This is a genomic window from Azospira oryzae (assembly GCF_004217225.1).
Taxonomy (GTDB): Bacteria; Pseudomonadota; Gammaproteobacteria; order Burkholderiales; family Rhodocyclaceae; genus Azospira; species Azospira oryzae.
The window spans coordinates 14,269-40,345 of sequence record NZ_SHKM01000001.1; the positions used below are offsets into that span (position 1 = coordinate 14,269).

The 26,077-nt window shown below is 67.1% G+C and carries 28 protein-coding genes; 11 read left to right on the top strand and 17 right to left on the bottom strand.

The features are described from left to right. Window positions 1-2: 2 nt before the first annotated feature. Window positions 3-911 (top strand): class D beta-lactamase, encoded by a 909-nt coding sequence (blaOXA, locus tag EV678_RS00080; RefSeq protein ID WP_130458063.1) that lies wholly within the window; start codon window positions 3-5, stop codon window positions 909-911. 118 nt (window positions 912-1,029) lie between these two features. Here blaOXA and EV678_RS00085 read toward each other — a convergent pair whose 3' ends face one another. Then, window positions 1,030-2,961 (bottom strand): sensor domain-containing diguanylate cyclase, encoded by a 1,932-nt coding sequence (locus EV678_RS00085; protein ID WP_165397421.1) that lies wholly within the window; start codon window positions 2,959-2,961, stop codon window positions 1,030-1,032. Between the two features lie 455 nt (window positions 2,962-3,416). Between EV678_RS00085 and nirB the strand changes: the two genes are divergently transcribed. The 5 genes from nirB to EV678_RS00110 all read left to right on the top strand — a co-directional run bounded on the left by nirB (window position 3,417) and on the right by EV678_RS00110 (window position 7,935). Continuing rightward, a complete protein-coding gene (gene nirB / locus EV678_RS00090) occupies window positions 3,417-5,855 on the top strand; it encodes a nitrite reductase large subunit NirB (RefSeq protein WP_130458065.1) in 2,439 nt (812 codons plus the stop codon). Between the two features lie 73 nt (window positions 5,856-5,928). Next, window positions 5,929-6,237 carry a nitrite reductase small subunit NirD gene (gene nirD, locus EV678_RS00095; protein ID WP_014236900.1) on the top strand — a complete coding sequence of 103 codons (309 nt, stop codon included), beginning with the start codon at window positions 5,929-5,931 and terminating at the stop codon, window positions 6,235-6,237. A gap of 211 nt (window positions 6,238-6,448) precedes the next feature. Beyond that, entirely contained in the window at window positions 6,449-6,817 is a 369-nt protein-coding gene (locus EV678_RS00100; protein ID WP_130458066.1) for a sirohydrochlorin chelatase, read from the top strand. Window positions 6,818-6,841: 24 nt separating this feature from the next. Next, the gene (locus EV678_RS00105; protein WP_014236902.1) at window positions 6,842-7,417 is read left to right on the top strand and encodes an ANTAR domain-containing response regulator; all 576 of its coding nucleotides are present in this window, start codon (window positions 6,842-6,844) and stop codon (window positions 7,415-7,417) included. Window positions 7,418-7,539: 122 nt separating this feature from the next. Then, complete coding sequence (locus tag EV678_RS00110) at window positions 7,540-7,935, top strand: hemerythrin domain-containing protein (protein ID WP_130458067.1); 396 nt, start codon at window positions 7,540-7,542, stop codon at window positions 7,933-7,935. A gap of 45 nt (window positions 7,936-7,980) precedes the next feature. Here the strand turns inward: EV678_RS00110 and EV678_RS00115 are convergent, their stop codons facing one another. Continuing rightward, complete coding sequence (locus EV678_RS00115; protein ID WP_165397422.1) at window positions 7,981-8,580, bottom strand: Yip1 family protein; 600 nt, start codon at window positions 8,578-8,580, stop codon at window positions 7,981-7,983. A gap of 506 nt (window positions 8,581-9,086) precedes the next feature. On the opposite strand from EV678_RS00115, the gene EV678_RS00120 reads away from it, so the two are divergent. The 3 genes from EV678_RS00120 to EV678_RS00130 all read left to right on the top strand — a co-directional run bounded on the left by EV678_RS00120 (window position 9,087) and on the right by EV678_RS00130 (window position 12,206). Beyond that, window positions 9,087-10,364: a CmpA/NrtA family ABC transporter substrate-binding protein gene (locus EV678_RS00120; protein ID WP_130458069.1), complete on the top strand. Its 1,278-nt coding sequence runs from the start codon at window positions 9,087-9,089 to the stop codon at window positions 10,362-10,364. 148 nt (window positions 10,365-10,512) lie between these two features. Beyond that, window positions 10,513-11,403 carry a nitrate ABC transporter permease gene (gene ntrB / locus EV678_RS00125; RefSeq protein WP_014236906.1) on the top strand — a complete coding sequence of 297 codons (891 nt, stop codon included), beginning with the start codon at window positions 10,513-10,515 and terminating at the stop codon, window positions 11,401-11,403. A 2-nt stretch (window positions 11,404-11,405) separates the two neighbouring features. Further along, window positions 11,406-12,206 (top strand): ABC transporter ATP-binding protein, encoded by an 801-nt coding sequence (locus EV678_RS00130; RefSeq protein WP_014236907.1) that lies wholly within the window; start codon window positions 11,406-11,408, stop codon window positions 12,204-12,206. 187 nt (window positions 12,207-12,393) lie between these two features. On the opposite strand, the gene EV678_RS00135 is transcribed toward EV678_RS00130, so the two are convergent. After that, window positions 12,394-12,663: a hypothetical protein gene (locus EV678_RS00135; RefSeq protein WP_014236908.1), complete on the bottom strand. Its 270-nt coding sequence runs from the start codon at window positions 12,661-12,663 to the stop codon at window positions 12,394-12,396. A gap of 140 nt (window positions 12,664-12,803) precedes the next feature. Continuing rightward, window positions 12,804-14,000 (bottom strand): glycosyltransferase, encoded by a 1,197-nt coding sequence (locus EV678_RS00140; RefSeq protein ID WP_130458070.1) that lies wholly within the window; start codon window positions 13,998-14,000, stop codon window positions 12,804-12,806. 242 nt (window positions 14,001-14,242) lie between these two features. On the opposite strand from EV678_RS00140, the gene EV678_RS00145 reads away from it, so the two are divergent. Next, window positions 14,243-15,388, top strand: coding sequence for an HD domain-containing phosphohydrolase (locus EV678_RS00145; protein ID WP_232058825.1), 1,146 nt, complete (start codon window positions 14,243-14,245; stop codon window positions 15,386-15,388). A gap of 9 nt (window positions 15,389-15,397) precedes the next feature. Here EV678_RS00145 and EV678_RS00150 read toward each other — a convergent pair whose 3' ends face one another. The 5 genes from EV678_RS00150 to EV678_RS00170 all read right to left on the bottom strand — a co-directional run bounded on the left by EV678_RS00150 (window position 15,398) and on the right by EV678_RS00170 (window position 17,662). After that, window positions 15,398-15,724 (bottom strand): DMT family transporter, encoded by a 327-nt coding sequence (locus tag EV678_RS00150; protein ID WP_014236911.1) that lies wholly within the window; start codon window positions 15,722-15,724, stop codon window positions 15,398-15,400. Between the two features lies 1 nt (window position 15,725). After that, window positions 15,726-16,490, bottom strand: coding sequence for a fused MFS/spermidine synthase (locus tag EV678_RS00155; RefSeq protein ID WP_014236912.1), 765 nt, complete (start codon window positions 16,488-16,490; stop codon window positions 15,726-15,728). 81 nt (window positions 16,491-16,571) lie between these two features. Then, complete coding sequence (locus EV678_RS00160) at window positions 16,572-16,967, bottom strand: hypothetical protein (protein ID WP_014236913.1); 396 nt, start codon at window positions 16,965-16,967, stop codon at window positions 16,572-16,574. Window positions 16,968-16,978: 11 nt separating this feature from the next. After that, window positions 16,979-17,173: a hypothetical protein gene (locus EV678_RS00165; protein WP_130458072.1), complete on the bottom strand. Its 195-nt coding sequence runs from the start codon at window positions 17,171-17,173 to the stop codon at window positions 16,979-16,981. A gap of 66 nt (window positions 17,174-17,239) precedes the next feature. After that, a complete protein-coding gene (locus EV678_RS00170; RefSeq protein WP_130458073.1) occupies window positions 17,240-17,662 on the bottom strand; it encodes a hypothetical protein in 423 nt (140 codons plus the stop codon). A gap of 869 nt (window positions 17,663-18,531) precedes the next feature. Here EV678_RS00170 and EV678_RS00175 point away from each other — a divergent pair. After that, on the top strand, window positions 18,532-18,852 hold the full coding sequence (locus EV678_RS00175) for a hypothetical protein (protein WP_043798011.1): 321 nt from the start codon (window positions 18,532-18,534) through the stop codon (window positions 18,850-18,852). 61 nt (window positions 18,853-18,913) lie between these two features. On the opposite strand, the gene EV678_RS00180 is transcribed toward EV678_RS00175, so the two are convergent. The 8 genes from EV678_RS00180 to EV678_RS00215 form a co-directional block, all read right to left on the bottom strand. Next, entirely contained in the window at window positions 18,914-19,567 is a 654-nt protein-coding gene (locus EV678_RS00180) for a DUF47 domain-containing protein (RefSeq protein ID WP_014236918.1), read from the bottom strand. Between the two features lie 11 nt (window positions 19,568-19,578). Continuing rightward, complete coding sequence (locus EV678_RS00185; RefSeq protein WP_014236919.1) at window positions 19,579-20,622, bottom strand: inorganic phosphate transporter; 1,044 nt, start codon at window positions 20,620-20,622, stop codon at window positions 19,579-19,581. Window positions 20,623-20,723: 101 nt separating this feature from the next. Beyond that, on the bottom strand, window positions 20,724-21,884 hold the full coding sequence (locus EV678_RS00190) for a phospholipase A (RefSeq protein ID WP_130458074.1): 1,161 nt from the start codon (window positions 21,882-21,884) through the stop codon (window positions 20,724-20,726). A gap of 61 nt (window positions 21,885-21,945) precedes the next feature. Further along, on the bottom strand, window positions 21,946-22,401 hold the full coding sequence (gene arsN2 / locus EV678_RS00195; protein WP_130458075.1) for an arsenic resistance N-acetyltransferase ArsN2: 456 nt from the start codon (window positions 22,399-22,401) through the stop codon (window positions 21,946-21,948). Then, window positions 22,385-23,440: an ACR3 family arsenite efflux transporter gene (gene arsB, locus EV678_RS00200; RefSeq protein ID WP_130458076.1), complete on the bottom strand. Its 1,056-nt coding sequence runs from the start codon at window positions 23,438-23,440 to the stop codon at window positions 22,385-22,387. Before arsB ends, arsN2 begins: the two co-directional genes overlap by 17 nt. A 37-nt stretch (window positions 23,441-23,477) precedes the next feature. Next, window positions 23,478-23,957 carry an arsenate reductase ArsC gene (locus EV678_RS00205; protein ID WP_130458077.1) on the bottom strand — a complete coding sequence of 160 codons (480 nt, stop codon included), beginning with the start codon at window positions 23,955-23,957 and terminating at the stop codon, window positions 23,478-23,480. A gap of 3 nt (window positions 23,958-23,960) precedes the next feature. Next, on the bottom strand, window positions 23,961-24,344 hold the full coding sequence (locus EV678_RS00210) for an ArsR/SmtB family transcription factor (protein ID WP_130458078.1): 384 nt from the start codon (window positions 24,342-24,344) through the stop codon (window positions 23,961-23,963). A gap of 308 nt (window positions 24,345-24,652) precedes the next feature. Next, complete coding sequence (locus tag EV678_RS00215) at window positions 24,653-26,077, bottom strand: ATP-binding protein (RefSeq protein ID WP_130458079.1); 1,425 nt, start codon at window positions 26,075-26,077, stop codon at window positions 24,653-24,655.

Below are 26,077 nucleotides of genomic sequence, written 5' to 3' on the forward strand. Positions count from 1 at the left end.
CCATGATGAAATTCCATGTAGTCCGGTCCCTGGTTTTCTGCCTGCTCCTGCTGGGGGGCGGCGTTGCCGCCCGGGCGGAAACCGCGGACGAGCGGCCCGAGTGGGGCGCCTTCTTCGCCGCCGCCGAGGCCCGCGGCACCATGGTGGTGGCGGACCGGCGCGGCGGCGGCCACCGCCTGTGGCGCTACGATGCGGAACGGGCGGCGCGGCGCTATGTGCCCGCCTCCACCTTCAAGATCGCCCATGCCCTGATGGCCCTGGAGAGCGGCGTGCTGCGGGACGAATTCCAGGTCCTGCCCTGGGACGGGGTACAGCGCTCCATCCCGGCCTGGAACCGGGACCAGGACCTGCGTTCCTCCATGCGCGCATCCGTGGTCTGGGTGTACCAGGGCTTTGCCCGGCAGATCGGCGAGGCCCGGGCCCGGCGCCTGCTGCAGGCCATGGACTACGGCAACGCCGAGCCGTCCGGCGGCGAGGACGGCTACTGGCTGGACGGCAAGTTACGCATTTCCGCCGAGGAACAGGTGGCCTTTCTCGAGCGCCTCTACCGCAACCAGCTGCCGCTGGCCCTGGCCCACCAGCGGCTGGTGAAGGACGTGATGATCGTGGAGGCCGGCCGCGACTGGATCCTGCGGGCCAAGACCGGCTGGGACGGCCGCATCGGCTGGTGGGTGGGCTGGGTGGAGTGGCCCCAGGGGCCGGTGTTCTTCGCCCTCAACCTGGATACGCCGGGGCGGATGGCGGATTTGCCGAAGCGGGAAGGGGTGGCCCGGGCCATCCTGGCGGCCATCGGCGCCCTGCCGGCGGCGGCGCCGGTTTTGCCGAGTGGGGCGAGCGGGGCGAATGCCTCGGGTGCGATGACCGGGGCCGTGTCTCCCACCCCGCCCGGCACCGCCCTGCCAGGAAAATAGGCCCTGCCTGCGGGGTCTGCCATGGCGGTGAGGCCCGCGGGATAAGGCTCCCGGCGATGCCGTCGCCGTCAGGCCCGTCCCGCCTGGTTCCCAGCCGGGTGCTGCCCGAGCCGACGGTTTACAGCCCCAGGCCCTGGCCCAGAGTCGTTTCCCCCACCACGTGCCGGTAGCGCCGGTAGCCGTTGCGGCCGCCGGACTTGGCCTGGTACATGGCCCAGTCGGCGTGGCGCAGCAGGGTTTCCGCGTCCTTGCCGGCTTCCGGGTAGAGGGCGATGCCGATGCTGGCGGAAACGTGGCCCTCGCCGTTCGGCAGGGGGAAGGGCCGGTTCATGGCGGCGACGATCTTTTCCGCCACCTGTTCCGCATCCTCGGCCCCCGCCACCTCCGCCAGGAGCACGGCGAATTCGTCGCCCCCCAGGCGGGCCACCGTATCGGCCTTGCGCAGGCAGCCCCGCAGGCGGGCCGCCGCTTCCTGCAGCAGCCGGTCGCCGGCGGCGTGGCCCAGGGTGTCGTTCACTTCCTTGAAATGGTCCAGGTCCACGAAGAGCAGGGCGAAGGCCCGCTCCTGCCGTTCCGACTGGGCCAGCAGCTGGCCCAGGAGGTCGTTGAAGAGGACCCGGTTGGGCAGGCCGGTGAGGCCGTCGTGCAGGGCCTGCTGGCGCAGCTTTTCCTGGTAGGCCTGGCGCTCGGTGACGTCCCGGGCCAGGGTCAGGATCAGGCGGCGGCCGCCGGAGGCGAAGGCGCCGATGCGCATCTCCACCGGGAATTCGTGGCCCAGGCGGTGGCGGTGGCGGCCTTCCTGGGTCACCGGGGCGTTGGTGTCTAGGTTGTGCCACAGCTGGTGCAGTTCGGCGGCGGGAATGCCGACCTCGAAGGCGTCCATGTTGCTGCCGATCAGCTCCTCCCGGGGCAGGCCCAGGCTGTCGCAGGCCTGCTGGTTCACGTCCTCGATGCGGCCATCGGGGTCGTGCAGGAAAAGGGCGTCGCCGGCCCGTTCCACCAGGTTGCGGAAGCGCCCTTCGCTTTCCCGCAGGGCCCGGGCCTGTTCCTCCAGGCGCTGCAGCTGGCGCCAGATGAGGCCGATGAAGAGGGAGCAGAGGACGATGCTGCCCAGGCCCATGAGGATGATGTGCAGGGTGGTGGCGCGCCAGGGGCGCAGCAGTTCGCTTTCCTCCTGGGAGACGGAGACCAGGATGGGATAGCGCTTGGCCTCGCGGAAGCTTTTCAGGCGCTGGCGCCCGTCCATGGAGCTGGTTTCCAGCAGGGTGCCGCTGGCGCCGCGGCCGGGAGTGCGCAGGAACAGGTCCTGTTCCGGGTAGGCATGGCCCAGGCTGTCGGGCATTTCCGGGTAGCGGGCGAGCAGGGTGGCGTTGCTGTGGTAAAGGGCCACGGCGCCGCCGGGCAGGTGCAGCACGGAGCGGTAGAAGGAGACCACATCGGCCAGGCTGACGCTGGCCAGGATGACGCCGGAGAAATGGCCCCGGGGCCCCACCAGACGGCGGGAGAAGATGAGCCGCTGGGAGCCGTCGAGCAGGGTGCGGGTGGGGGGCGAGATGAGGGGCTCGGCTTCGGCCGTGTCGCGCAGGCGGCGGAAGTATTCCCGCTCCCGCACGTTCATGGCGGGTACCGGGTGGCGGGCCGAGTGGGCCAGCACATTGCCCTGGGCGTCCACCAGCACCAGGTTGGTGACGAAGGGGGTGGCGGTGACCTGGCTGCGCAGCAGCTGGTGCAGGCGCCGGGCCTGCTCCTCGCGCCGGGCCGGGTTTTTCTCCGCCACCAGGGGCGGCATGGCGGCCACTTCCTGGCGGGCGTTGAGCAGGGCCTGGTCAGTGGCGGTGATGGCCCGCTCCATCTGTTCCAGCAGGGCCAGGTTGAGGGTGCTGAGGTTGTCCCAGGCGGCGTTGTAGAGGCGTTCCCGGGTTTCGCCGATTTCCCGGAAGACCAGGCCGATGATGATGGCCACCAGGAGCAGCCAGCCGATCAGCAGGCTGCGTCCGGGACGCACCAGGGGCGGGCGGTTGGGGGGGGCGGTACTGTTTTCGGGAGCCATGGCGTTCTCCATTGGGATGGGGCGCACGAAGCACTCGTCTGTCGGCCCATTCTGGCATGGGCCCGGACTTCCTCAAATAGGCCTTTGGGCCAGCAGGGGACCGGCGGCGGGCGGCAGCCGAGGGACGGTGCCGGGCGCCCGCTGGCGGGGCAGGGCGGGGCGGCGATGCACCAGTTGTGTGCAGCGGCGCCGGCGGCGGGTTTGGTGTTATCCCATTGAAATCATGTGCTTACGGAATGGCATGGCGATTGCTAAATCTCAGGCGTACTCCTGTCGCCTGGGCGGCGGGACTGCCGGTGGTGTGGCCCTCGGGGTCAACGTGAAGCACTGCCCTTCAATGTTTTCTCTCGCTGCCTGATGGCGTTGCGGGAGGGCACGACGGCGTACCGCAATGGCGCGGGCGCAGTCCGAGGCCCGTCCCGCACCCCGGAAGCCGGCGACCGAAGGAGTGCTTCATGAACAAACCCAAACTGGTGCTGGTGGGCAACGGCATGGCCGGCGTGCGCACCCTGGAAGAGCTGCTGAAGATCGCCCCGGACCACTACGACATCACCGTCTTCGGCGCCGAGCCCCATCCCAACTACAACCGCATCCTGCTTTCCCCGGTCCTGGCCGGCGAGATGACGGTGCCCGAGATCGTCCTCAACGATCTGCAGTGGTACGCCGACAACGGCATCAAGCTGCACCTCAACAAGAAGGTGACCAAGGTGGACCGGGTCAAACGCCAGGTCGTTGCCGAGGACGGCACGGTGGAGTCCTACGACCGCCTGCTGCTGGCCACCGGTTCCAACCCCTTCATGCTGCCCATTCCCGGCAACGACCTGCCGGGGGTCATCGCCTACCGGGACATCGCCGACACCGACGCCATGATCGAGGCGGCCAAGACCCATCGCCACGCGGTGGTCATCGGCGGCGGCCTGCTGGGCCTGGAAGCGGCCAACGGCCTCAAGCTGCGGGGCATGGACGTGACCGTGGTGCACGTCGGCCCCTGGCTGCTGGAGCGCCAGCTGGACGAGGTGGCCGGGCGCATGCTGCAGCAGTCCCTGGAGGAGCGGGGCCTGAAATTCCTGCTGCAGAAAAATACGGAAGCCCTCATTGCCGGCGAGAGCGGCCGGGTGGCGGCCATCCGCTTCAAGGACGGCATGCAGATTCCCGCCGATCTGGTGGTGATGGCGGTGGGCATCCGCCCCAACACGGCCCTGGCCGAGTCTTCCGGCATCCACTGCAACCGGGGCATCGTCGTCTCCGACACCCTGCAGACCTACGATCCCAAGATCTACGCCGTGGGCGAGTGCGTCAGCCACCGCGGCATCGCCTACGGCCTGGTGGCGCCGCTGTTCGAGCAGGCCAAGGTCTGCGCCAACCACCTGGCGGGCTACGGCATCGGCCGCTACCAGGGCTCGGTGACCTCCACCAAGCTGAAGGTCACCGGCATCGACCTTTTCTCCGCTGGCGACTTCATGGGCGGCAGCGACACCGAGGACATCGTCCTGCACGACCCGGCCGGCGGCGTGTACAAGCGCCTGGTGCTGAAGGACAACAAGCTGGTGGGCGGCGTGCTCTACGGCGACACGGCGGACGGTTCCTGGTACTTCCAGCTGCTGCGGGAGGGCAAGGACGTCAGCCAGATCCGCGACCACCTCATGTTCGGCCAGAGCAACCTGGGGGACACCGGCCACCAGGGCCACAACAAGGCCGCCGCCATGGCCGACAGCGCCGAGGTGTGCGGCTGCAACGGCGTCACCAAGGGCGTCATCGTCAAGGCCATCAAGGAGAAGGGGCTGTTCACCCTGGACGAGGTGCGCAAGCACACCAAGGCTTCCGCCTCCTGCGGCTCCTGCACCGGCCTGGTGGAGCAGATCCTGGCCTCCACCGTGGGCGGCGCCTACCAGGCCGCCAGCAGCGCCGAGAAGCCCATGTGCGGCTGCACCGAGCACAGCCACGGGGCCGTACGCCAGGCCATCCGGGAGCGGCACCTGACCTCCATTCCGGCGGTGATCGAAGCTCTGGCCTGGAAGAATCCCAACGGCTGCGAGAAGTGCCGCCCGGCCCTCAACTACTACCTCATCTCCACCTTCCCCCACGAGGCCAGGGACGATCCGCAAAGCCGCTTCATCAACGAGCGGGCCCACGCCAACATCCAGAAGGACGGCACCTATTCGGTGGTGCCGCGCATGTGGGGCGGCGTCACCACGCCCAACGAGTTGCGGGCCATCGCCGACGTGGCGGACAAGTACCAGGTGCCCATGGTCAAGGTCACCGGCGGCCAGCGCATCGACCTGCTGGGGGTGAAGAAGGAGGACCTGCCCCACATGTGGGCCGATCTGGCCCAGGCCGGCATGGTCTCCGGCCACGCCTACGGCAAGTCCATCCGCACCGTGAAGACCTGCGTCGGCAGCCAGTTCTGCCGCTTCGGCACCCAGGACTCCACCGGCATGGGCATCGAGCTGGAGAAGATGCTGTTCGACATGTGGAGCCCCCACAAGGTGAAGCTGGCCGTCTCCGGCTGCCCGCGCAACTGCGCCGAATCCGGCATCAAGGACGTGGGCATCATCGCCGTCGATTCGGGCTGGGAAATCCACGTGGCCGGCAACGGCGGCATCAAGACCGAGGCGGCCCAGTTCCTGTGCAAGGTGGCCACCGCCGAAGAGGTCAAGGAATACTCCGGCGCCTTCCTCCAGCTCTACCGGGAGGAGGGCTTCTACCTGGAGCGCACCGTGCATTACGTGCAGCGGGTGGGCCTGGACCACGTCAAGCGCCTGGTTGTGGAGGACGAGGACAACCGCAAGGCCCTGCACGCCCGTCTGCTCGATTCCCTGAAGGACGCTGCCGATCCCTGGGCCGAACATCAGGAAACGCCGGCACGCCGCGAATTCGAGCCCCTGACCTTCTGAGCCGGCAGGCCGGCACGATTCTCTCGGTGTTCTCTGTGCCCTCTGTGGCAAAACCGGTTTTAAGGAACGAAAAATGAGCCAATGGAAAAACCTCTGCGCCCTGGAAGACATCCCCCTACTGGGTTCCCGGGTGGTGCAGCACCCGGGCGGCGATATTGCCGTGTTCCGCACCGACGGCGATGCCGTCTTCGCTCTCCACGACAAGTGCCCCCACAAGGGCGGGCCCCTCTCCCAGGGCATCGTGCACGGCCAGCGGGTGACCTGCCCCCTGCACAGCTGGAACATCGAGCTGGCCAGCGGCGAGGCGGTGGCGCCGGACCAGGGCTGTACCGCCCGCTTCCAGGTGAAGGTGGAAGACGGCCGGGTCTGGCTCCAGGCCTGACAGGGAAACGGCCATGCCAGGAGAGGCAGAAGGGACGGGCCTGACGGCCATGCCATGGCGGAGAAGTCCGTCCCTGCTGCCTCCTGGCGATGGCATGGAACCAATGGCCGTTCCGGCGGCCGAAGCAGGGGACGTCGCGGCCTTTGCCGGCTGCGGCAAAAGGCGATATCGATCAATTCCCTCGCCCCTTGCCTTCACCCATAATCCAGACATGACCCAAACTGCCCTCATCCTTTTCGGCCACGGTGCCCGGGACCCCCAGTGGGCCGAGCCCATGCAGCGCGTGCAGCGCGCCATCCAGGCGCGGGAGCCCCAGCGCCGCGTCGCCCTGGCCTTCCTCGAATTCATGGAGCCGACCCTGGAACAGTGCGTTGCCCAGCTGGCCGACGAGGGCGTCACCAGCATCCGCCTGGCGCCCATGTTCATGGCCCAGAGCGGCCACCTGAAGCGGGACCTGCCCCTGCAGGTGGAAGCCGCGGCACGCCAGCATCCCCAGCTCAGCATCCACATCGCCGGCGCCATCGGCGAAGCCCCGGGCGTGATCGACGCCATGGCCGAGCACATCCTCGCCCTCGACTAGGCCCTTTCAGGAATCCACCGACCCATGCTGCGCGTTCTCGTCATCGATGAATCCCAGAGCCGGGCCGCCGACATCTGCGCCGGCCTGGTCAAGGCCGGCCACCAGGTGGCGGCCGTGCTGGCCTCGTCCCTGGACCTGGCGGGAAGGGTGGAGGAACTGAAGCCCGACGTCATCCTCATCGAAACCGACAGCCCCAGCCGGGACACCCTGGAACACCTTTCCGCCATGAACCGGGACATGCCCCGGCCGGTGATCATCTTCGCCAACGACGACGATTCGGGCCTGATCCGGGAGGCCATGAAGGCCGGCGTCTCCTCCTACGTGGTGGATGGCCTGGACCCGGCCCGCATCAAGCCCATCGTCGAGGTGGCCCGGGCCCGCTTCGAGGAAACCCTGGCCCTGCGCCGGGAGCTGGCGGAAACCACGCAGAAGCTGTCCGACCGCAAGATCATCGAGCGGGCCAAGGGCCTGCTCATGAAGACCCGCAAGATGGAAGAGGAAGAGGCCTACCACGCCCTGCGCCGCCTGGCCATGGACCGGGGCCAGAGCATCTCCCGGGTCTCCCGGGACGTCATCGAGATGGCCAAGGTCCTGCTCTGAAGGCCGGGCCGCCGGCCCACCCCTGGCTTTGACCCGGGTGATGCCGGGTTTGATTTGCATCCTGGCCCCGGTTCCCCGTCCGGCGCCATACTGTCTCCCATCACCCTTTCCGGGAGTCCGCCATGAAACGCCATCCCGCCCTGTTGCAGTTGTCCCGCGAACACCACACCGCCCTCAAGCTGTCCCTGGATTGCCGCAAGGCCGTGCTGGCGGCCGACCAGGGGGCCATGAGCGCCCTGGCAAGCCAGATGTCGAGCCTCTTCGCCGCCGAGCTGGAACCCCACTTCCAGCGCGAGGAAGAGGAATTGCTGCCCTGGCTGGAAGCCGCCGGCGAGCACCAGCTGGTGGCCCGTACCCTGGCCGAGCACGCCCAGCTGCGGGGCCTGGCCGAGCGCATCGGCCGGGGCGACCGGGGCGCCCTGGAAGCCTTCGCCACAGCCCTGAGCGACCACGTGCGTTTCGAGGAACGGGAGTTGTTCGAGAAGGCCCAGGAATATCCGGCTTTCGCCGTCGGCTGACGTCGTGCCGGGGCGCGGCCCCGGCGGGGGCGATGGCGCCCTGGTCTAGTGGATCAGGACCAGGGCCAGGATGACGGTCCACGCCGGCAGGGCGCAGACCATGATGACGCCGCAGAAGAGGGTGGCCAGGCAGTCGTCCTCCACCGCCAGCAGGCGGCGGATGCAGCGGTACATGGCGTAGCTGGAAAGGGCCAGGGCGACCATGCCGGTGATGAGGATGAAAATCAGGCTGGGCACGGCCAGGGCCAGGGAGGCCAGCCATAGGGGAATGGTGCTGAGGGTCACTACCAGGAAGGCCTGGCGCCGGTTCACCGGCACCTGGAAGAAGCGCCCGGCCAGGTGGGCGACGCCCGCCAGCAGGGGCACCATCAGCAGTTCCCAGGCCAGGATGAGCAGCAGGCGTTCCCAGCTGGGGGCAATGAAGCCGGCGATGATGCGGTTGCCGTAGGCGTTGCCGGCGAAGTTGGCCATCACCGGCAGCAGCAGGGAGAGGGGCAGGGCGATGAGGAGAAAACTGACGGCGGCGGAGGGCAGATGCTCCACGTCGTCCCAAAGGATGTCGTGGTTTTCCTGCGTGCCTGCACTGCCCATCATCCAGCCCGACAGTAAACGCGGGGCTTCCATGGGCTGTTGCTGGATATCCATGTTTCCCTCCCGCTCCCGATACGTGCGGGAGCATTGTTTTGTGTTGCATGCCATCAACAACCCGATAATCATAAGAACATCGGATGCCAGTGTCTTTAGGCGTTTGGTCATAGATGGGGGCGGCGCTTTCGCCGTTCCCCTTTCCTCCCCCGCCGTCGCTCCCCATTCCGCTGTCGTTGTACCCGTCGCCCCGGGTTCCCCCTTCTTGTGCGGCGGTCACGCCATGGCGCACCGCAGCAGTGCGCTCCGGTGCTGTGGATGTATTTTTCCGGGGCGGTGAAAATCTATCTATCTTTATGAATTGAAACTGTATTTTCGATATTTTCGTTGCCTGGCACGGTGGTTGCTGAACTAGGTCGTAAGTCGGACCAATGGCGGTTCGAGCAACGCCGGGCAGCGCAGTGAAGCCCTGACCGGCAAACGGACAAAGGCGTCCATCCGCGTGTTCTCTCTCCTCTCACGCGGGTGTGACGCCTTTTCTTTTTTCTGAGGTCAAGGAGCATGGAATGTCCAAGCATAAGCAATTCGAGGCACCCGATGCCGTGGCGGCGGAACGCCGCGAGTTCGTCAAATCCGCCGGCCTCCTGGGCCTGGGGGCAGCGCTCATGGGCCTGACTCCCGGTCTGCGTGCCGCCGCCTTTGCCGCCGGTTCCGACGCACCGGAAAAGACCGAGGTGAAGATCGGCTTCATTCCCCTGACCGACTGCGCCTCCGTGGTCATGGCCGCGGCCAAGGGCTTCGACAAGAAGTACGGCATCAAGATCGTGCCCACCAAGGAGGCCTCCTGGGCCGCCGTGCGCGACAAGCTGGTGAATGGGGAACTGGATGCGGCCCACGTGCTGTACGGCCTCATCTACGGCGTGCACCTGGGCATCGGCGGGCCGAAGAAGGACATGGCCAGCCTCATGACCCTCAACAACAACGGCCAGGGCATCACCCTCTCCAGCCAGCTGAAGGACAAGGGCGTCACCGACGGCGCCGCCCTGAAGAAGCTGATCAGCAGCGAGAAGCGGGAATTCACCTTTGCCCAGACCTTCCCCACGGGCACCCACGCCATGTGGCTCTACTACTGGCTGGCGGCCCACGACATCAACCCCATGAAGGACGTCAAGACCATCACCGTGCCGCCCCCCCAGATGGTGGCCAACATGCGGGTGGGCAATATGGACGGCTACTGTGTCGGCGAGCCCTGGAACGCCCGGGCCATCATCGACAAGGTGGGCTTCACCGCCGCCACCACCCAGGACATCTGGACCGACCATCCGGAAAAGGTGCTGGGCACCACCGCCGACTGGGCGGCCAAGTACCCGAAGACCGCCGTGGCCGTCACCGCCGCCATCCTGGAGGCATCCCGCTGGATCGACGCTTCCCTGGCCAATCGCCGGGAGACGGCCGAGACCATCGCCGCCAAGGCCTACGTCAATACGGATGTGGATGTGATCCTGGACCGCATGCTGGGCCGCTACAGCAACGGCATCGGCAAGACCTGGGACGACAAGAACCACATGAAGTTCTTCAACGACGGCCAGGTGAATTTCCCCTACCTCTCCGACGGCATGTGGTTCCTCACCCAGCACCGCCGCTGGGGCCTGCTCAAGGACGATCCGGACTACCTGGGCGTGGCCAAGGCCATCAACCAGGTGGGCCTGTACCGCCAGGCGGCGGAGAAGGCCGGGGTGGCCGTGCCCAAGAGCGACCTGCGTTCCTCCAAGCTGATCGACGGCGTGGTGTGGGACGGCAAGGACCCGAAGAAATACGCCGCCAGTTTCAAGGTGCGCGCCTAAGAGCAACCGGCGGCCGTCCCGGCGGGGCCGGGGGCCGCCTCCATCCGTGCATGGGGGAATGATCATGACGACGATGACTTTGATTCAGGGCAACACCGCGCTGGCGGCCAGCCCGACGAACGATGCAACAGACCAGGGAGCAGCCGCCATGGCCATGAATGACAGCAGTGTGGGGAGCGGCCCGGCCGCCTCCGTGACGGCGGCCCCGGTGCCGCCATCGGCGCAGGAGCCGGCCCGGGCTGCCGCCGGCCGGCGCAGCAACGAGGCCCTGGTGGGTGTGCTCAAGGTGGTGCTGCCGCCCCTGATCGGCCTGGCCGTCTTCGTCGGCCTCTGGTACCTGGTCTCCATGACCAGCCCCCAGCTGCCCGGCCCGGCCAAGACCTGGGCCTCGGCGGTGCAGCTCTTTGCCGATCCCTTCTACCAGAACGGGCCCAACGACATGGGTATCGGCTGGAACATCCTCAACTCCCTGCAACGGGTCGGCATCGGCTTCGGCATGGCCGCCCTGATCGGCATTCCCGCCGGTTTCCTGCTGGGCCGTTTCGATTTCCTCAACCGCATGATGTCGCCCATCATCAGCCTGCTGCGGCCCGTCTCGCCCCTGGCCTGGCTGCCCATCGGCCTGCTGGTGTTCAAGGCGGCCAACCCGGCGGCCATCTGGGTCATCTTCATCTCCTCCATCTGGCCCATGATCATCAACACCGCCGTGGGCGTGCAGCGCATTCCCAAGGACTACCTGAACGTGGCCCGGGTGCTGGACCTGCCGGAGTGGAAGGTGTTCACCAAGATCCTCTTTCCCGCCGTGCTGCCCTACATGCTCACCGGGGTGCGCCTTTCCATCGGCGTCGCCTGGCTGGTGATCGTCGCCGCGGAAATGCTCACCGGCGGCGTCGGCCTGGGCTTCTGGGTGTGGGACGAGTGGAACAACCTCAACGTCGAACACATCATCATCGCCATCTTTGTCGTCGGCCTGGTGGGGCTCCTGCTGGAGCAGGCCCTGGTGCTGCTGGCCAACCGCTTCAGCTACGAGGAGAAGTAAGCATGGAAAAATTCGTCCAGATCGAAGCCGTCGGCCAGACCTTCGACACCAAGAAAGGCAAGTTCGTCGCCCTGCGCGACGTGGATCTGTCCATCCGCCAGGGGGAGTTCATCGCCCTCATCGGCCACTCCGGCTGCGGCAAATCCACCCTGCTCAACCTCATCGCCGGCCTCACCCGGCCCACGGATGGTGCTCTCATCTGCGACGGCCGGGAGATCGCCGGCCCCGGGCCGGAGCGGGGGGTGGTCTTCCAGAACCATTCCCTGCTGCCCTGGCTGACCTGCTTCGACAACGTTTATCTGGCGGTGGAGCGGGTCTTCGCCGCCAAGGAGGGCAAGGCCAAGCTGAAGCAGCGCACCCACGACGCCCTGGCCCTGGTGGGCCTGACCCACGCCGAGACCAAGTTTCCCCACGAGATTTCCGGGGGCATGAAGCAGCGGGTGGGCATTGCCCGGGCCCTTTCCATGCAGCCCAAGGTGCTGCTCATGGATGAGCCCTTCGGCGCCCTGGATGCCCTGACCCGGGCCAAGCTGCAGGACGAGCTGATGAAGATCTGCGATGCCACCCAGGCCACCGTGGTCATGGTCACCCACGATGTGGATGAAGCCGTGCTGCTGTCGGACCGCATCGTCATGATGACCAACGGCCCGGCCGCCACCATCGGCGAAATCCTCAGCGTGGACCTGCCGCGGCCGCGCAATCGCCTGGCCCTGGCCAACGACCCGAAATACATCGCCGCCCGGGCGGCGGTGCTGGAGTTCCTCTACGAGAAGCAGGCCCACAAGGAAGTGCTGGCGGCCTGAAGCGTGGCCCCGGGTCTCTGCCGCCGGGCGGCGATCCGGGGCTCACGGGCCGGATCGCCGCTGCCGGCGCAGGTGGGTGGAAGCGGCGCAAGGACTGCCGCAGGGTGCAGGAAGAAGGTGGGATTCGGTCGCCGGGGAGAGTCGAAGGCGCCGAATCCCGGCCGGCTTGGGGCCGGTCAATAGCGCCTCAGGCTCTGGGCGCCAAAGGATGGCTGGTCTGGAAGTGCTGGTAGGTGCGGGATAGCTCGTTGGCCCGTTCCACTTCCCCGTGTTCCAGGGCGGTGGCGATGTTGTCCAGGAGCATGGAGTGCAGATCGCGCACCCCTTCTTCCGTATGCAGCAGGGTGTCGCACAGCTCGGCGGCGACGATGACGGGAATGTGCTCGTGTTGGGCGATGGCAGAAATTTCTTCTTGCTCCATGTCGCAGAAGTCGAGGCAGTCTTTTAAGGACAGCATGGGATTCTCCTCCTGTGTTGCTAAGACGGTCTGTCGGGCTCGGCCCCGGTGTTGCCGGTCGGGCGGCCAGGAAAGCATTTTGTTGTTGTAGGACCGTCCCCCCTTTGTGCGGGTGTAATGGGTGGGAGAACACCCTCATGTTAGTCCACTGGCGAAGATGTGCAAGGGGTCAGGGGCCCTGTATTCATGCGGCTCTGCAGCAATTCCGCCAGGGCCTGGCGCAGGCGCCCGGCACAGGCCGGGGCCGACCATTCCTGCACGTATTCCCGGGCTTCCCGGGCCAGCCGCTGGCGTTGTTCCGGGTTCTGCAGCAGGTTGGCCAGGGCCTCGGCGAACTCCGCCGGATCGTCGGGCGGCGAGACGGCGCCCCGCGCCGGCATGAGGATGTCCCGGGTGCCCATGATGGAGAGGGCTACCACCGGCACCCCCTCGGCCATGGCCTCCAGCAGTACCAGGCCCTGGGTCTCGGTGCGGGAGGCGAAGACGAAGGTGTCGGCCGCCGCATAGCAGGCCGGCAGCTCGGCCCGGCGGTGCAGGTAGCCGACGAAACGGACCTTGTCGCTGGTGCCCAGGGTCTCCGCCAGCCGCCGCAGACCCGCCAGGGCCGGGCCCTCGCCGGCCACCACCAGATGCAGTTCCGGCAGGCGCAACAGGGCCAGGCGGTGGGCCTGAAGGAGGAAGTCGATATTCTTTTCCCCCGCCACCCGGCCGACGAACAGGGCCACCGGCGTTTCCGGCGCCAGGCCTAGGCGCTGGCGGAAGGCGGCGCCGTCGCCCTGGCCGAACTGTTGCAGGGGAATGCCGGTGGGCACCACCCGCAGAGGCGTGGTGACGCCGTAGCTTTGCAAGCGCTCGGCCATGGCGGTGGAGGGCACGATGACCCCGTCCAGGGCATTGCACTGGCGCCGGGAAAAGCGCCGGGTCAGCCCCCGCAGCATGCCCTTGGGCAGGAAGGGGATGTAGTGGTGGAAATATTCCTCGAACAGGGTGTGGTAGGTCTCGACGCAGGGAACCCCCAGCCGCTTGGCCAGGGCGGTGCCGGCGTAGTGGGCGACGAAGGGGGTCTGGATGTGGATCAGGTCGATGTCCATGCCCCGAAGTTGTTCCTCGTGGGCCAGGATGGTGCGCAATTCCATGCGCCGGTCTTCCGGGTCCAGGGGCAGGCGATGGGAGGCGATGCGGATGATGCCGGGCTCGGCCTGGGCGCCCGGGTAGTCGGGCACCATGAGGGTGACCCGGTCCCCGGCGGCCTCGAATTCCCGGCGGAAAGTCTCGATGGAGGTGGAAACCCCGTTGATGCGCGGGAAATAGACATCGGAAAGCATCAGTACGTGCATGGCGTCTTCCCAGGGAAAAATCCGACCATACGATGCGGGGGTTACGCTGCCGTTTCCGTTTTGTGGCAGGTTTTTTGCTGCATTTTTTTCCCAGCGCCTGTCTGCTTGCGCCGGTTAATCCGGCTTGTCAGCAACCCGTCATATTGCGGCTTGATGATTATGATTCGTATAATGCCTTTCGCTCTGTGTGGTGGTATCCGACCGTGACCGTGGTTTCTTCCCTTGTCCAGCCTCCAGCGCTGTTGCCGGACCTGCCTGTCTTCTCCCATGAAGACGGGCTGGACCTGTTGCACCAGTCCCTGCCCCTGCAGGAGAAGCTGGAACGGATTCACGACCACCTGCGCCAGTCCCTGCCATTCATCGACCGTATCGCCGTCGCCTCCTACGAGCCCCTGACGGACAACCTGAAAACCTTCCTCCATTCCAGCGACGGGGAAGCGCCCCTTTCCTTCTACGAGAGCAAGCTGTCGGCCTCCTCGTCCCTGACGGAAATCGCCACCTCCCGGCGCCCCCGGGTCATCAACGACATGGACGTGCTGTCCCAGGATCTGGTGCGGGAGCATTCCCGGCGGGTGCGCAGCAGCGGCTACGGCGCCAGCTACACCATGCCGGTGGCCCATAACGGCGCTCTCTACGGCTTTCTCTTCTTCAATTCTCGGCAGAAGTGGGTGTTCGACGCCCAGGCCCTGCACCACCTGAATATGGTGGGGCACCAGCTGTCCCTGGTGGTGGTCAACGAACTGGCCTGCCTGCGCACCCTGATGGCCTCGGTGCGCACCGTGACCCAGATCGCCCAGATCCGGGATTTCGAGACGGGGGCCCACCTGGAGCGCATGGCCCACTACTCCCGCATCATTGCCCAGGAAGTGGCGCCCCGCTTCAAGCTGGACGATGCCTTCGTCGAGTACCTGTACCTTTTCGCGCCCCTGCACGACATCGGCAAGGTGGCGGTGCCAGATTCCCTGCTGCTCAAGCCGGGTCGGCTGGAACCCGAGGAGTTTGTGCAGATCCAGCAGCACACGGTGAAGGGGCGGCAGATCGTCGATTCCATGCTGGAAAATTTCGGCATCCAGGGCATGCAGCGTTCGGAAATGCTGCGCAACATCGTTCTGCATCACCATGAGTCCCTGGACGGCAGCGGCTATCCCCATGGCCTGCGGGGCGACGACATCCCGGTGGAGGCCCGCATCGTCGCCGTGGCCGACGTCTTCGATGCCCTCACCAGCGAGCGCCCCTACAAGGAGGCCTGGAGCAACGACCAGGCCTTTTCCATGCTGGCCGAAATGGCCGGGCGCAAGTTCGATCACGACTGCGTCGATGCCCTGCTGCGCAACCGCAGCGAGATCGACCGCATCCAGGGCCAGTTCGCCGAGGACTTCCTCGGCTGAGGGGCCGCCCTAGTGGGCGGTGCGGGAGAAGAGCTGGATCACGGCGACGCCGGCGACGATCAGGCCCATCCCCAGCAAGGCAGGAGCGTCCAGACGCTGGTCGTACACCAGCCAGCCGATGAGGGAGACCAGGGCGATGCCCACGGCCGACCACACGGCATAGGCGACGCCCATGGGAATGACCCGGAGGGTCAGGGAGAGAAAATAGAAGGCGAGGCCGTAGCCGGCCACCACCACCAGGGAGGGCAGGGGCCGGGTAAAGCCGGCGGCGGCTTTCAGGGCCGAGGTGGCGATGACTTCGGCGACGATGGCGATGGCCAGGTGCAGCCAGTGCATGTCACAGACTCAGGCGTCCGCCGGCCAGGCTGCCGGCCATCTGCAGGCGGGTCACGGTGGGCAGCAGGTTGAGCCCGGTTTCCCGCTTCAGCGTTTCGGCCCGGGTCCGCAGTTCGTCCAGACCGACGGCGACCGGATTGCCGGATGCGGCGAAGGCGATGGCGTTGCCGCTGTCGCAGGAGGGGAAGACCAGGGCGCGGCCGTCGAAGGCCTGGCGCAGGCGTTCGGCGCTGGCGGCAAAGCCCCGGTTGCGTCCCAGCAGGTTGATGCTGAGCAGGCCGTCGGCCGTCAGCCGTTCCCGGCAGTGCTGGTAGAAGGGGGCGGTATCCAGGCCACCGGCCCGGGCGTCGGGATCGAAGCCGTCCACCAGGATCAGGTCGTACTGTTCCTGGCTGGCGGCCATGAAGGCGGCGCCGTCATCGATGTGGATGGTCAGGCGAGCCGGGTCCTGGGGCAGCTTGAAGTGGAAACGGGCCACCAGCTCCACCTCGGGATTGATCTCCACCACGGTGATGCGGGTCTGGGGCAGATGGCGGTAGATGTATTTGGTCAGGGAGCCGGCGCCCAGGCCGATCAGCAGGGCGTGGCGGGGCCAGGGCGTTTCCTGTCGCAGCAGCAGGCCGGCCATCATTTCCCGGGTGTAGGCCAGTTCCAGGTTCCACGGCCTGGCGATGCGCATGGCCCCCTGGACCCAGTCGGAACCGAAATGCAGATAGCGGACGCCGGCTTCTTCGCTGACGTCGATGTCATGACGCGGATGGCTCATGGGAGTGGTCGCTGGTCAAAGGGGCCACATCTTGGCCCGGATGGCCGCTTTTGGCTAGTCCCGGCGGGGAGCCGTTCCGCCTCAGTTGATCCGGGGCAGGCCGGTGCTTTGCACGGTGCGGGCCAGGGGCGGCGAGAGCTGGGAGAGGAAGTGGACCTGGATCAGCAGGCCTTCACCCGCCGTACTGACGGCCAGCATGATGTCCCGGTAACGGGGGCCTTCGGGGCCGTTGAGAGGGTTCTCGTCGAAGACGCACAGGTCGATGCCGCTGCCCGGGGAAAAATCCTCCCGGTTCCTGGTCAGGGGGCCGAAGATGCGGGACTTGATGCCCATTTCCGCCAGCAGGGCCACCGCCCGGTTGGCCGCGGCGGCACTGCGCTCACGGCAGAGCCGGTTGCGGTACTGCTGCCGCTTGTCGCCCGGGCCAAAGTCGCCGCCGGGCAGGGCTTCCTGAATCAATGGTGCCGGAGAGGTCATGGTGGTATCGCCTAGTTGAGCATGGCCATGGCCGAGAGGGTGAAAAAGGCTCCCCCCAGGGCCAGTAGGACCAGCCAGGTGCGGCGATAGCTCTTGTTCAGCAGCGCGTCGATTTCGGCAAAGTCGAACAGGTGCCCGTCCTTGCCGGTGGCGACCGTTTCATTCCCTTTTCTGCCTTGCCGGTGGCGGCTCCGGTGTTTGGCCATGACTCCCTCCCGTATCTGTGGCGGATGAATCCATAACTGGGTACTCGAACTGCCAGAAGTGTCGTTTTAAGGTGAGTTGCAGGGGCTGTCATTGCCTGCGCCCAGGCTGCTGCGGCCGTGCTCGAGGATGTGCAGGCGCATCTTCGGCGTCAGCTGCTCCAGCCACAGGACGCGCACGCCCAGGGGGCCGGCCACGTCGCGGATGGTCTGGCCGACGGTGGAGGCCAGTTCCCCGTCCGCCGCCGCCGGCTCCACGATGCAAAGTTCGATGGGGGAGGGATAAGGCAGTTTTTTGCCGGGCTGGGTCAGTTTTCCGAAAACCCGGGCGGAAACGCCAATATCCTTGAGGGCGTCCAGGGTTTGGTTGGCGGCCACCCGGCAACGCGCGTGGTGGATGCGGTCCCGGTAGGCCAGCACCTGGTCGATCTTGATCACCAGGGGTGAACCCTGGTCGTCCAGCCCCGTCAGTCTTGCGCTTGTGACTGGCATCGGCCGGCTCCTAGCGGAGAACAAAAAGCAGGGACATCAGTCCAAAAGAGGCGAGAAAGCCCGCGATCATGTACCAGGTGTGGCGGATGCACTGCCGCACCATGAGCTCCACCGCCTCCGGGTCCAGAGGGGGATGGGGAAGCTGCTGCGGTTTTGTCGCGGAGGGCGGACTGCTGTTCTGCCTGGCGTTCATCGCGGGGACCTCGACCTGTCGAAATGTTCTTTTGATCCTGATCTGCGTTCGTTGGTGGCTGGTGGCCTGTTGCTATAATCGATTGCGAATATTCATCTGCCGCTTCCGGTCATCTTTTTCCGTGTTATATGCCGAAGAAATTGGGGAAGCAGTGCCCCGTCTCCCATCGCTGGAAACTGTCGCAACAGTGTGATTCAGGGGAAAAGCCCGTGTTTCTTCGGGATTACCTAAGGTTTACCCGAGTTGTTGGGCGGGGGAAAAAGGCGATACATTGAACTGCCTGCGGAGGCGCAGCGCCGGAGGCCGGCAAACTAGGCTGGCCGGCCTTCCTGTCTGTGCTCCCTTGAACAGTCTGGGAATCGGTGTTGCCGATTCTTGCTGTCTTGCTCTCCCGGTGCCCAGGTAACCCTTGTGCGAAAAGTCGGCATGGGCCGATTTTCCTGATAACAAAGGATAACTATGACCACGATAGTATTTAATGCCAAATATGGAATGTTGTCAATGCCATATTTGGATGCATACGGGTTGGCGCCCGGGGCCTTCATTAATTGTTAACAATCTGATTTATAAAAAGATAATAATGGCTCCTGGAATATTGCTTGGGCAAAGGTTGAAGGAAGTGCGGGCAGTCTTAGGCCTGAAGCAGGTCGAGATATGTTCCATATCTGGCATTCCTTTGAGCACCTACCGCAAATACGAGATCGAACTGGCTCTGCCCGGCGCCGAAGCCATCGCCGGCCTGATCCGCGCCGGGATCAATGCCAACTGGCTGCTTACGGGCCAGGGCTCGATGCATCTGAACGACCAGTCGGTGCCGCCAGAATCCCTGCGCCTGGCCCGGGCCATACAGTCCGTGGAGGAGCGGCTGGCGGTCCTGGGGGCCACCATCCCGCTGCAGAAGCGGGTGCATCTGATCCTGCTGGTCTACGACCTGCTGGGGGAGGATGGGGAATTGAAGCCGGAGCGGGTCAACAGCCTGGTCGAGCTGGCCGTGTGAGGGGACAGCCGGCAGGCTGGGTTGCCGACAAGGGCCGGCTGGGGGCCGGCCCGGGGCGCCGTCAGGTGATCTTCACCACGATGTCGTGCAGGGTGTTGGCGCAGTTGGCCATGCGATCGGCAGCGTTGGAGAGGTGGCGGTAGATTTCCCGCCGCTTGAACATGGTGATGTAGTCGTCGCCCTGGAAGAGGGCGGCGATGGCGCGGCGGTAGGACTTCTCCGCCTTGCGCTCGGCCTTGCGCGCCATGTCCGCATCGAGGGCGGCGGCGCCGGGCTGGGTGGCCAGCTTGGTGAAGCCGGCGACCAGGGCATCCACCCCTTCCTTCAGGTGCAGGGCCATTTCCAGGTCGAACTTGTCCGGCGTCACTTCCAGCACGCTCATTTCACTGACCGTGGTCTTGCAGTAGTTCACCACCTCGTCCATGTCCAGAATCGCCCGGTAGATGTCTTCCCGGTCGATGGGGGTGGAAAAGGCTTCGTTCAGGGTGTGCAGGTTGCGGATCTTCAGCCGGTCCGCCTCGTGCTCGTCCTGGCGGATCTGCTGGCCGATAGCCGCATCGCCGGTCTCCATGTATTCCACCAGCAGGTTGGCCGTGTGGTTCACCTGGATCGCCTGTTCTGCCAGCAGGCGGAAGAAATCCGGCACCTTGGGAAAGACCCGGTCGAAGAGGCGGCGGAAGATGGGCTTCTGGCGGTCGTCGTCGTTGCTGTCCATGGTGGTTCTCCTTAAGCCGGCCCGAGGAACAGGCGCAGCACGGCGTAGATCAGGATGGCGGCCAGCGCGGCGCCGGGGATGGTGATGACCCAGGTGGTGGCGATTTCCTTGGCCTTGTTCCAGCGCACCGCCCGGGGCCGCTCCGAGGCGCCGATGCCCATGATGGAGGTGGCCACCACGTGGGTGGTGGAGACCGGGGCGCCGGCCAGGGAGGCGGCGAAGATGACGGCGGCCGAGGTCAGCTGGGAATTGAGGGCGTGCAGGGGGCGCACCCGGTAGATGGCGAAGCCCAGGGTGCGCACGATGCGCCAGCCACCGGAAAGGATGCCCAGGGTGATGGCCGAGGCGCAGGCCAGGATGACCCAGAAGGGCACCGTGAAAGTGGGGATGAAGCCGCCCAGGAGAAGCACCAGGGTGAGGATGCCCATGCTCTTCTGGGCGTCGTTGGCGCCGTGGGAGAAGGCCAGGCCGGCGGCGGTGAGGAACTGGGCGCCTTTCAGGCCCCGGTTGGCGGCAGGCTTGGCCGCCAGCAGCAGGGCGTGCATCAGGCGCTGCACGGCGTAGCCGCACCAGAAGCCGATCAGCGGGGAGAGCAGCAGGGCCAGCAGGACCTTCATCACGCCGCTGACGTGGCCGTTGTGGAACAGTTCGCGAAAGCCCCACACCACCTGGTCGGCGCCGGCGGACACCACCACCACGCCCACCAGCCCGCCCACCAGGGCGTGGGAGGAGGAGGAGGGAATGCCGCGCCACCAGGTCAGCAGGTTCCAGACGATGGCGCCGAGCAGGCCGCACAGCAGGATGGTCAGGGCGCTGGCCGGATCGATGCCGTCGAGGCGGACGAAGGAGCCGATGGTGTTGGCCACCGCGGTGCCGCCCAGGAGGGGGCCGAGGAATTCGAAGATGCCGACGATGATCACCGCCTGGGCCGGGGTCATGGCCCGGGAGGCGATGACGGTGGCGACGATGTTGGCGGCGTCGTGGAAGCCGTTGGTGTAGTCGAAGCAGAGCACCACCACGACGGTGGCGACGGCGAGCCAGAAGAGGAGGTCCACGTTGTTGTTCTCATTGTGTCGGTGGTATGACGGACATTACCCCAGGATGGCCGTCCTGCAAATCCCCCGACCCGGTGCTGCGCCGCACCAGAAGCCGATCTTCAGCGCACGATGGAGAAGCCGACGCGGACCTGGGTCTCCCGTTCCCGGTTGTAGTCCAGCAGGCTCTCGCCGTAGCCGGAGAAGAGCTGGAAGTGGAGGAAGCCGCCGGCCCGGGCGAAGATGCTTTCCCGCAGCGGGTAGGAGAGGTCCAGCTGGGCGTTGCCCTTGCCCGCCGTGCCGCGTCGCACCTGGGCCGCCAGCATCCAGCCGTCGTCCTTGCCGTAGCGGGCGATCCAGTCGGCGTGGCCCCGGTAGCGGGCGATGTCCGGGTTGTCTTCCTTGTCCAGGTAGCCGTAGAACTTGGGCGAGAAGCTGAGGCTGGTGCCGCCGTTGAAATCCCAGCGCCAGGTGGGCTGGGCGAAAAGCATGTCGATGGAGCGGGAACTGCTGCCGTCCTTGCCGTTGGATTCGTGCTCGTAGCCGGCCCGCAGGCGGGCGGGGCGCAGGCCCGAATTGCCTTCCCCCAGGTTCCACTGCCAGAACAGGCTGGGGCGGTAGCTGGTGTCGCGGAAGGGCTTGGATTCCTCCGCCAGGTCCCAGATGGAAGTCTGGGTGTAGCCGAAGTGCAGGTTGCGCAGCCAGGGCAGGGCCTGGCCGATGGCGCCGTCCGGCTCCACCAGGCGGTACTTGAAGCTGAGCTGGAAGCGGGCATTGACGCCGCCGCGGCTGCCCAGCACCAGGTACATGGGCTCGTTGGCGGAGATCACCGGCTCGTCCGGATAGTCGTTGGCGGCTACGTCTTCAGGCTGGGTTTCCGCCGCCGGTGCCGGCGTGCCGGGGGCCGGTGCCGCCGCCAGCAGGGCCAGGCGGTTGGAGTCCCGGTCCGCCAGTTCGACCCGCACCAGGCCGGCGATGTCCTCCGGCAGCTGGGCCAGGTAGGGGCGCCGGGCACCGTCGGGCGAGACGGCGCCGGCCGGCCGCAGGGGCAGGTTGAGGATGCGTTCGCCAACCACCAGGCGCAGGCTCATGGCGCCGGGCCAGCCTGCAGCCGCTGCCGGCTTGGCGATCTCCAGGCGCAGCGCCCGGCCGGCGGTGGCGTTTTCGTCGTCGCTGGCGATGAGCCAGGCGGGCGCCGCCTGGAGCGGGCCGGCGGCCGCCAGGGCGGCCAGCAGGAACAGGCGGGGAGCGGCGCTCATCTTCTTGGGGCGGCGGGAAGTCATGGCCGGATGATGGCAGAGGATGGCCGTCGGGCAAAGCCCCGACTGCCGTAAAAGCAGGTAATCAGGCCAGCGGCGGCAGGCGCTTGTGCATCAGCACGGCGCTGCTCGGGCAGGTGCTGCGAAACTGGGCGTGGGCGGCGATGCCGGCGGGGGCCTGGCTGCGGGGCGCCACGCTGTAGCCGCGGGCGGCGAACCAGTCCCGGGCCGTGGTGGTGAGGAGATAGACATCGGTGATGCCGTCCTGGGCCGCCTCGGCCTCCAGGCGGCCTACCAGGGCCTTCGCCAGGCCAGTGCCCCGGGCCTCCGGGCGGACGGCCAGGGAGCGCAGCAGGGCTGCCTGCTGCCGGTATTCCATGGCGCCGCAGGCCAGCAGCTCCTGGCCCCGACGATAGAGGCGGAAGGCCGGCATGAGGTCCGGGCCGAGATCGTCCGCGGCCAGGCCGCAGGCCTGCAGCAGGGCTCGCACCGACTCCAGGTCGGGCTCGCCGCCGCGGCGGAAATCAGCTGCGGCGCTCATACCAGTCCTTGCTGCCGTTGGCGATGCGCACCACCAGCAGCATCACCGGCACTTCGATGAGCACGCCCACCACCGTGGCCAGGGCGGCGCCGGAGGCAAAGCCGAAGAGGCTGATGGCCGCCGCCACCGCCAGTTCGAAAAAGTTGGAGGCGCCGATGAGGGCCGAGGGACAGGCGATGCTGTGCTTTTCTCCCAGGGCCCGGTTGAGGCCGTAGGCCAGGGCGGCGTTGAACAGCACCTGGATCAGGATGGGCACGGCGAGCAGGGCGATGACCAGGGGCTGGGCCAGGATGGCCTCGCCCTGGAAGGAGAAGAGCAGCACCAGGGTGGCCAGCAGGGCGGCCATGGACCAGGGGCCGATGCGCGCCATGGCCGCGTCGAAGGCCGCCGGGCCCCGGGCCAGCAGGGAACGGCGCCAGGCCTGGGCCAGCAGCACCGGGATGACGATGTAGAGCACGACCGAGGTGATGAGGGTGGCCCAGGGGACGGTGATGGCGGAGAGGCCGAGGAGAAAGGCCACCAGGGGGGCGAAGGCCAGCACCATGATGCTGTCGTTCACCGCCACCTGGGACAGGGTGAACAAGGGGTCGCCGTTGGTCAGGCGGCTCCAGACGAAGACCATGGCGGTGCAGGGGGCCGCCGCCAGGAGGATGAGGCCGGCGATGTAGCTGTCGATCTGTTCGGCCGGCAGCAGGGGGGCGAACAGCTGGCGGATGAACAGCCAGCCGAGAAAGGCCATGGAGAATGGCTTGACCAGCCAGTTCACCAGCAGGGTGACGCCGATGCCCCGCACGTGCTGGCGCACTTCGCCGAGGGCGGAGAAATCCACCTTGACCAGCATGGGGATGATCATGACCCAGATCAGCAGGCCCACCGGCAGGTTCACCCGGGCCACCTCCAGCCGGCCGACGGCCTGGAAGAACTGGGGCAGGGCCTGGCCGAGGAGAATGCCGGCGACGATGCACAGGCCCACCCACAGGGTCAGGTAGCGTTCGAAGAGGTTCATGGCTGGCCGGGGGGCCAGGCAGGGCTGGTTCATGGCGGTGCTTTCGTTGATGGGGCGGGGCTGGCGGCGGTCAGGGGAGGAGCTGGCCGATGCGTTGCAGTTCGGCCTTGAAGCGTTCCGGATCGGTCGCCAGTTGCTGCAGGGGCAGGGCGAAAAAGGCTTCGATGCGGTGGCGCAGGATGCGATAGGCCGTGGCGAAGGCGGCCTCGATTTCCGCCTCGCTGCCGCTGGCATGGGCCGGATCCTCCACCCCCCAGTGACAGCGCAGCGCCGGCCCCAGGTAGGCCGGGCAGGTCTCGCCGGCAGCACTGGCGCAGACGGTGATGACCAGGTCCGGCACTTCGGGCAGCTGCTCCCAGGACTTGCTGTGGCAGGCGGCGGTTGGGATGCCTTCCCGGGCCAGCAGGGCCAGGGAGCGGGGATGGACCTGGCCGGTGGGCTGGCTGCCGGCGCTCATGGCCCGCCAGCCGGCCGGGGCCAGATGGTTGAAGGTGGCCTCCGCCAGGATGGAGCGACAGGAATTGCCGGTGCAAAGGAAAAGGACGTTCATGGCTCAGGCTTGCTCCTGGTCGTTGGGCGGTTGCCCCTGCAGGGCCGGCAGCAGGGCGGGGGAACAGCCGGCCGCTTGGCCCAGGGCGGCGCACTGTTCCGGGTGGCCGCCGCAGCACTCGGCGGTGAGGTAGGCGATCAGTTCCAGCATCAGGGGCAGGTTGGCCCGGTAGCGCTGGAAGCGCCCTTCCTGGGTGACGCTGACCAGCCCGGCCTGGGCCAGGCCCTTGAGATGGAAGGACAGGTTGTTGGGCGGCAGCCCCAGGGTGGCGGCAATTTCCCCCGCCACCATGCCGGCGGTGCCCTGCTTCACCAGCAGGCGGAAGGCCTCCAGGCGGATGCCGGAGGCCAGGGATTCGAAAACAGTGGTGGCGATGTCCTGGTTCATGCTGCAATTGTACAAGAACTATTGAAATGTATGTGTGACGGTGGCAATGAAGGCGGCAGGGGCCGACGGTGAATGGCCCGTGCCGGCGGGCGGCGCAGGAGGAAAGATGGCCGGCAACTGGCTCGGCAGCCGGCCCCGCAAGCGGGGCGAGCAATGGGCCGGCAAGTGATCTGCTAGTTGGGCTGGGGCAGGGCTGGAGCAGCAGGCGTCTGGGGAAAAAAGTGCGGAAATCGGTGACGGGTCACCGGCCACGCCAGGGGCCTTGCTGCGGATGCTCCGACGGCACAGGGGCCGTCGGGGCGAGGGGTTCAGGCCGGGATGGGCTGCAGGGGCAGGCGGATTTCCACCTGGAGTCCGCCGTCGGGGCGGTTGCTGGCCCGGATGCTGCCGCCGTGGGCCTGGATGGCGCGGCGGGCGATGGCCAGGCCCAGGCCGTAGCCCCGCTGCTGCTCCCGGTCGGTGCCGCGGAAGAAGGGGACGAAAATGGCGTCCAGTTCCGCTTCGGGCACGCCCGGGCCGGCATCGGCGACGCGGATCCGGAGGCTGTCCCCGTCCCGTTCGGCCTCCACCGTGACCCGGGTGCCGGGGGCGGTGTACTTGATGCCGTTGCGGATGACATTTTCCAGGGCCCGGCCGAGCAGTTCCGGGCGGCCGCGGATGAAGGCAGGGGCCTCGCCGCAGCGGTCCTGGAAGTCCACGTGGCGGCCCTGGGCTTCGGCCTCGAAGGCGGCGTCGTCCACGATGCTGTGCAGCAGGGCCGGCAGGTCGATCTCGTCTTCCAGGGGACCGGAGGTGCCCGAGTCGAGGCGGGCCAGGGTCAGCAGTTCATCCACCATCTCGTCCAGGCGCTGGGTTTCCCGCTCGATGCGCTCCAGGGCGCCTGCGATGCGGCTGGGGTCCTGGTGCACCAGGCCCACCGCCGCCTGCAGGCGGGCCAGGGGGGAGCGCAGCTCGTGGGAGACGTCGTGGAAGAGGCGGCGCTGGGTGGCCATCAGGGCTTCCAGCTGCTGGGCCATGGCGTCGAATTCCTGGCCCAGTTCGCCGATCTCGTCCTTGCGCTTGGCGAACTCCTGTCCCAGGCGGGTTTCCAGGCGGCCGGCGGCGACGGCGCGGAAACCCTGGCGCAGGCGGCGGATGGGGCCGACGATGGTCCACGCCAGGAGGGCGCTGAAGGCCAGGCTGGCCACCAGGCCGGTGGCGATGAGCAGCCAGGGCAGGGGGGGCTTGGGACCCATGTTCCGGTGGGGCGGCGGCGGGCCGCCGGGTTCCCCCAGCAGGTGCGCTTCCGGCGGGCCGCCGCCGGGGCCGAAAAGGTCCTCCGGGCGGAAGGGGCCGCCGGGCATGAAGAGGAGAATGGGGGAACTCATGGAGCGCTGCGCCAGGCGCCAGGGGCCGGGCTGTCCGTCACGGATGCCCTGGCGGGCCTTGTCCAGCGCGCCTTCCGGGACCGGCCGGCCGAGGAGGTCCATCCCCTGGGCGTCTACGGCATAGATAGGTTCCGGATGGCTTTGCTGCCAGTCCCGCAGCAGCTGCTTGAGGGATTCCTCCCCGTCGTGCTGCAGCAGGCTGGCGGCGACGCCGAGCATGAAGGTCGGCGGCTGGCCGGGCCGGCTGCCCTGCTGCTGCTCGAATTCGGCGGAACGGTGCAGCCAGATGAGACCGCCGACGATGATGTTGGCGGTGAGCAGGGTCAGCCAGAAGGTGACGAAGAACTTCCAGAAGAGGCGGCTCAA

Coding starts and splice junctions, on each gene's coding strand:
- blaOXA (WP_130458063.1), top strand. CDS start 3: ATGATGAAATTCCATGTAGTCCGGTCCCTGGTTTTCTGCCTGCTCCTG.
- EV678_RS00085 (WP_165397421.1), bottom strand. CDS start 2,961: ATGGCTCCCGAAAACAGTACCGCCCCCCCCAACCGCCCGCCCCTGGTG.
- nirB (WP_130458065.1), top strand. CDS start 3,417: ATGAACAAACCCAAACTGGTGCTGGTGGGCAACGGCATGGCCGGCGTG.
- nirD (WP_014236900.1), top strand. CDS start 5,929: ATGAGCCAATGGAAAAACCTCTGCGCCCTGGAAGACATCCCCCTACTG.
- EV678_RS00100 (WP_130458066.1), top strand. CDS start 6,449: ATGACCCAAACTGCCCTCATCCTTTTCGGCCACGGTGCCCGGGACCCC.
- EV678_RS00105 (WP_014236902.1), top strand. CDS start 6,842: ATGCTGCGCGTTCTCGTCATCGATGAATCCCAGAGCCGGGCCGCCGAC.
- EV678_RS00110 (WP_130458067.1), top strand. CDS start 7,540: ATGAAACGCCATCCCGCCCTGTTGCAGTTGTCCCGCGAACACCACACC.
- EV678_RS00115 (WP_165397422.1), bottom strand. CDS start 8,580: ATGGATATCCAGCAACAGCCCATGGAAGCCCCGCGTTTACTGTCGGGC.
- EV678_RS00120 (WP_130458069.1), top strand. CDS start 9,087: ATGTCCAAGCATAAGCAATTCGAGGCACCCGATGCCGTGGCGGCGGAA.
- ntrB (WP_014236906.1), top strand. CDS start 10,513: ATGGCCATGAATGACAGCAGTGTGGGGAGCGGCCCGGCCGCCTCCGTG.
- EV678_RS00130 (WP_014236907.1), top strand. CDS start 11,406: ATGGAAAAATTCGTCCAGATCGAAGCCGTCGGCCAGACCTTCGACACC.
- EV678_RS00135 (WP_014236908.1), bottom strand. CDS start 12,663: ATGCTGTCCTTAAAAGACTGCCTCGACTTCTGCGACATGGAGCAAGAA.
- EV678_RS00140 (WP_130458070.1), bottom strand. CDS start 14,000: ATGCACGTACTGATGCTTTCCGATGTCTATTTCCCGCGCATCAACGGG.
- EV678_RS00150 (WP_014236911.1), bottom strand. CDS start 15,724: ATGCACTGGCTGCACCTGGCCATCGCCATCGTCGCCGAAGTCATCGCC.
- EV678_RS00155 (WP_014236912.1), bottom strand. CDS start 16,490: ATGAGCCATCCGCGTCATGACATCGACGTCAGCGAAGAAGCCGGCGTC.
- EV678_RS00160 (WP_014236913.1), bottom strand. CDS start 16,967: ATGACCTCTCCGGCACCATTGATTCAGGAAGCCCTGCCCGGCGGCGAC.
- EV678_RS00165 (WP_130458072.1), bottom strand. CDS start 17,173: ATGGCCAAACACCGGAGCCGCCACCGGCAAGGCAGAAAAGGGAATGAA.
- EV678_RS00170 (WP_130458073.1), bottom strand. CDS start 17,662: ATGCCAGTCACAAGCGCAAGACTGACGGGGCTGGACGACCAGGGTTCA.
- EV678_RS00180 (WP_014236918.1), bottom strand. CDS start 19,567: ATGGACAGCAACGACGACGACCGCCAGAAGCCCATCTTCCGCCGCCTC.
- EV678_RS00190 (WP_130458074.1), bottom strand. CDS start 21,884: ATGACTTCCCGCCGCCCCAAGAAGATGAGCGCCGCTCCCCGCCTGTTC.
- arsN2 (WP_130458075.1), bottom strand. CDS start 22,401: ATGAGCGCCGCAGCTGATTTCCGCCGCGGCGGCGAGCCCGACCTGGAG.
- arsB (WP_130458076.1), bottom strand. CDS start 23,440: ATGAACCAGCCCTGCCTGGCCCCCCGGCCAGCCATGAACCTCTTCGAA.
- EV678_RS00205 (WP_130458077.1), bottom strand. CDS start 23,957: ATGAACGTCCTTTTCCTTTGCACCGGCAATTCCTGTCGCTCCATCCTG.
- EV678_RS00210 (WP_130458078.1), bottom strand. CDS start 24,344: ATGAACCAGGACATCGCCACCACTGTTTTCGAATCCCTGGCCTCCGGC.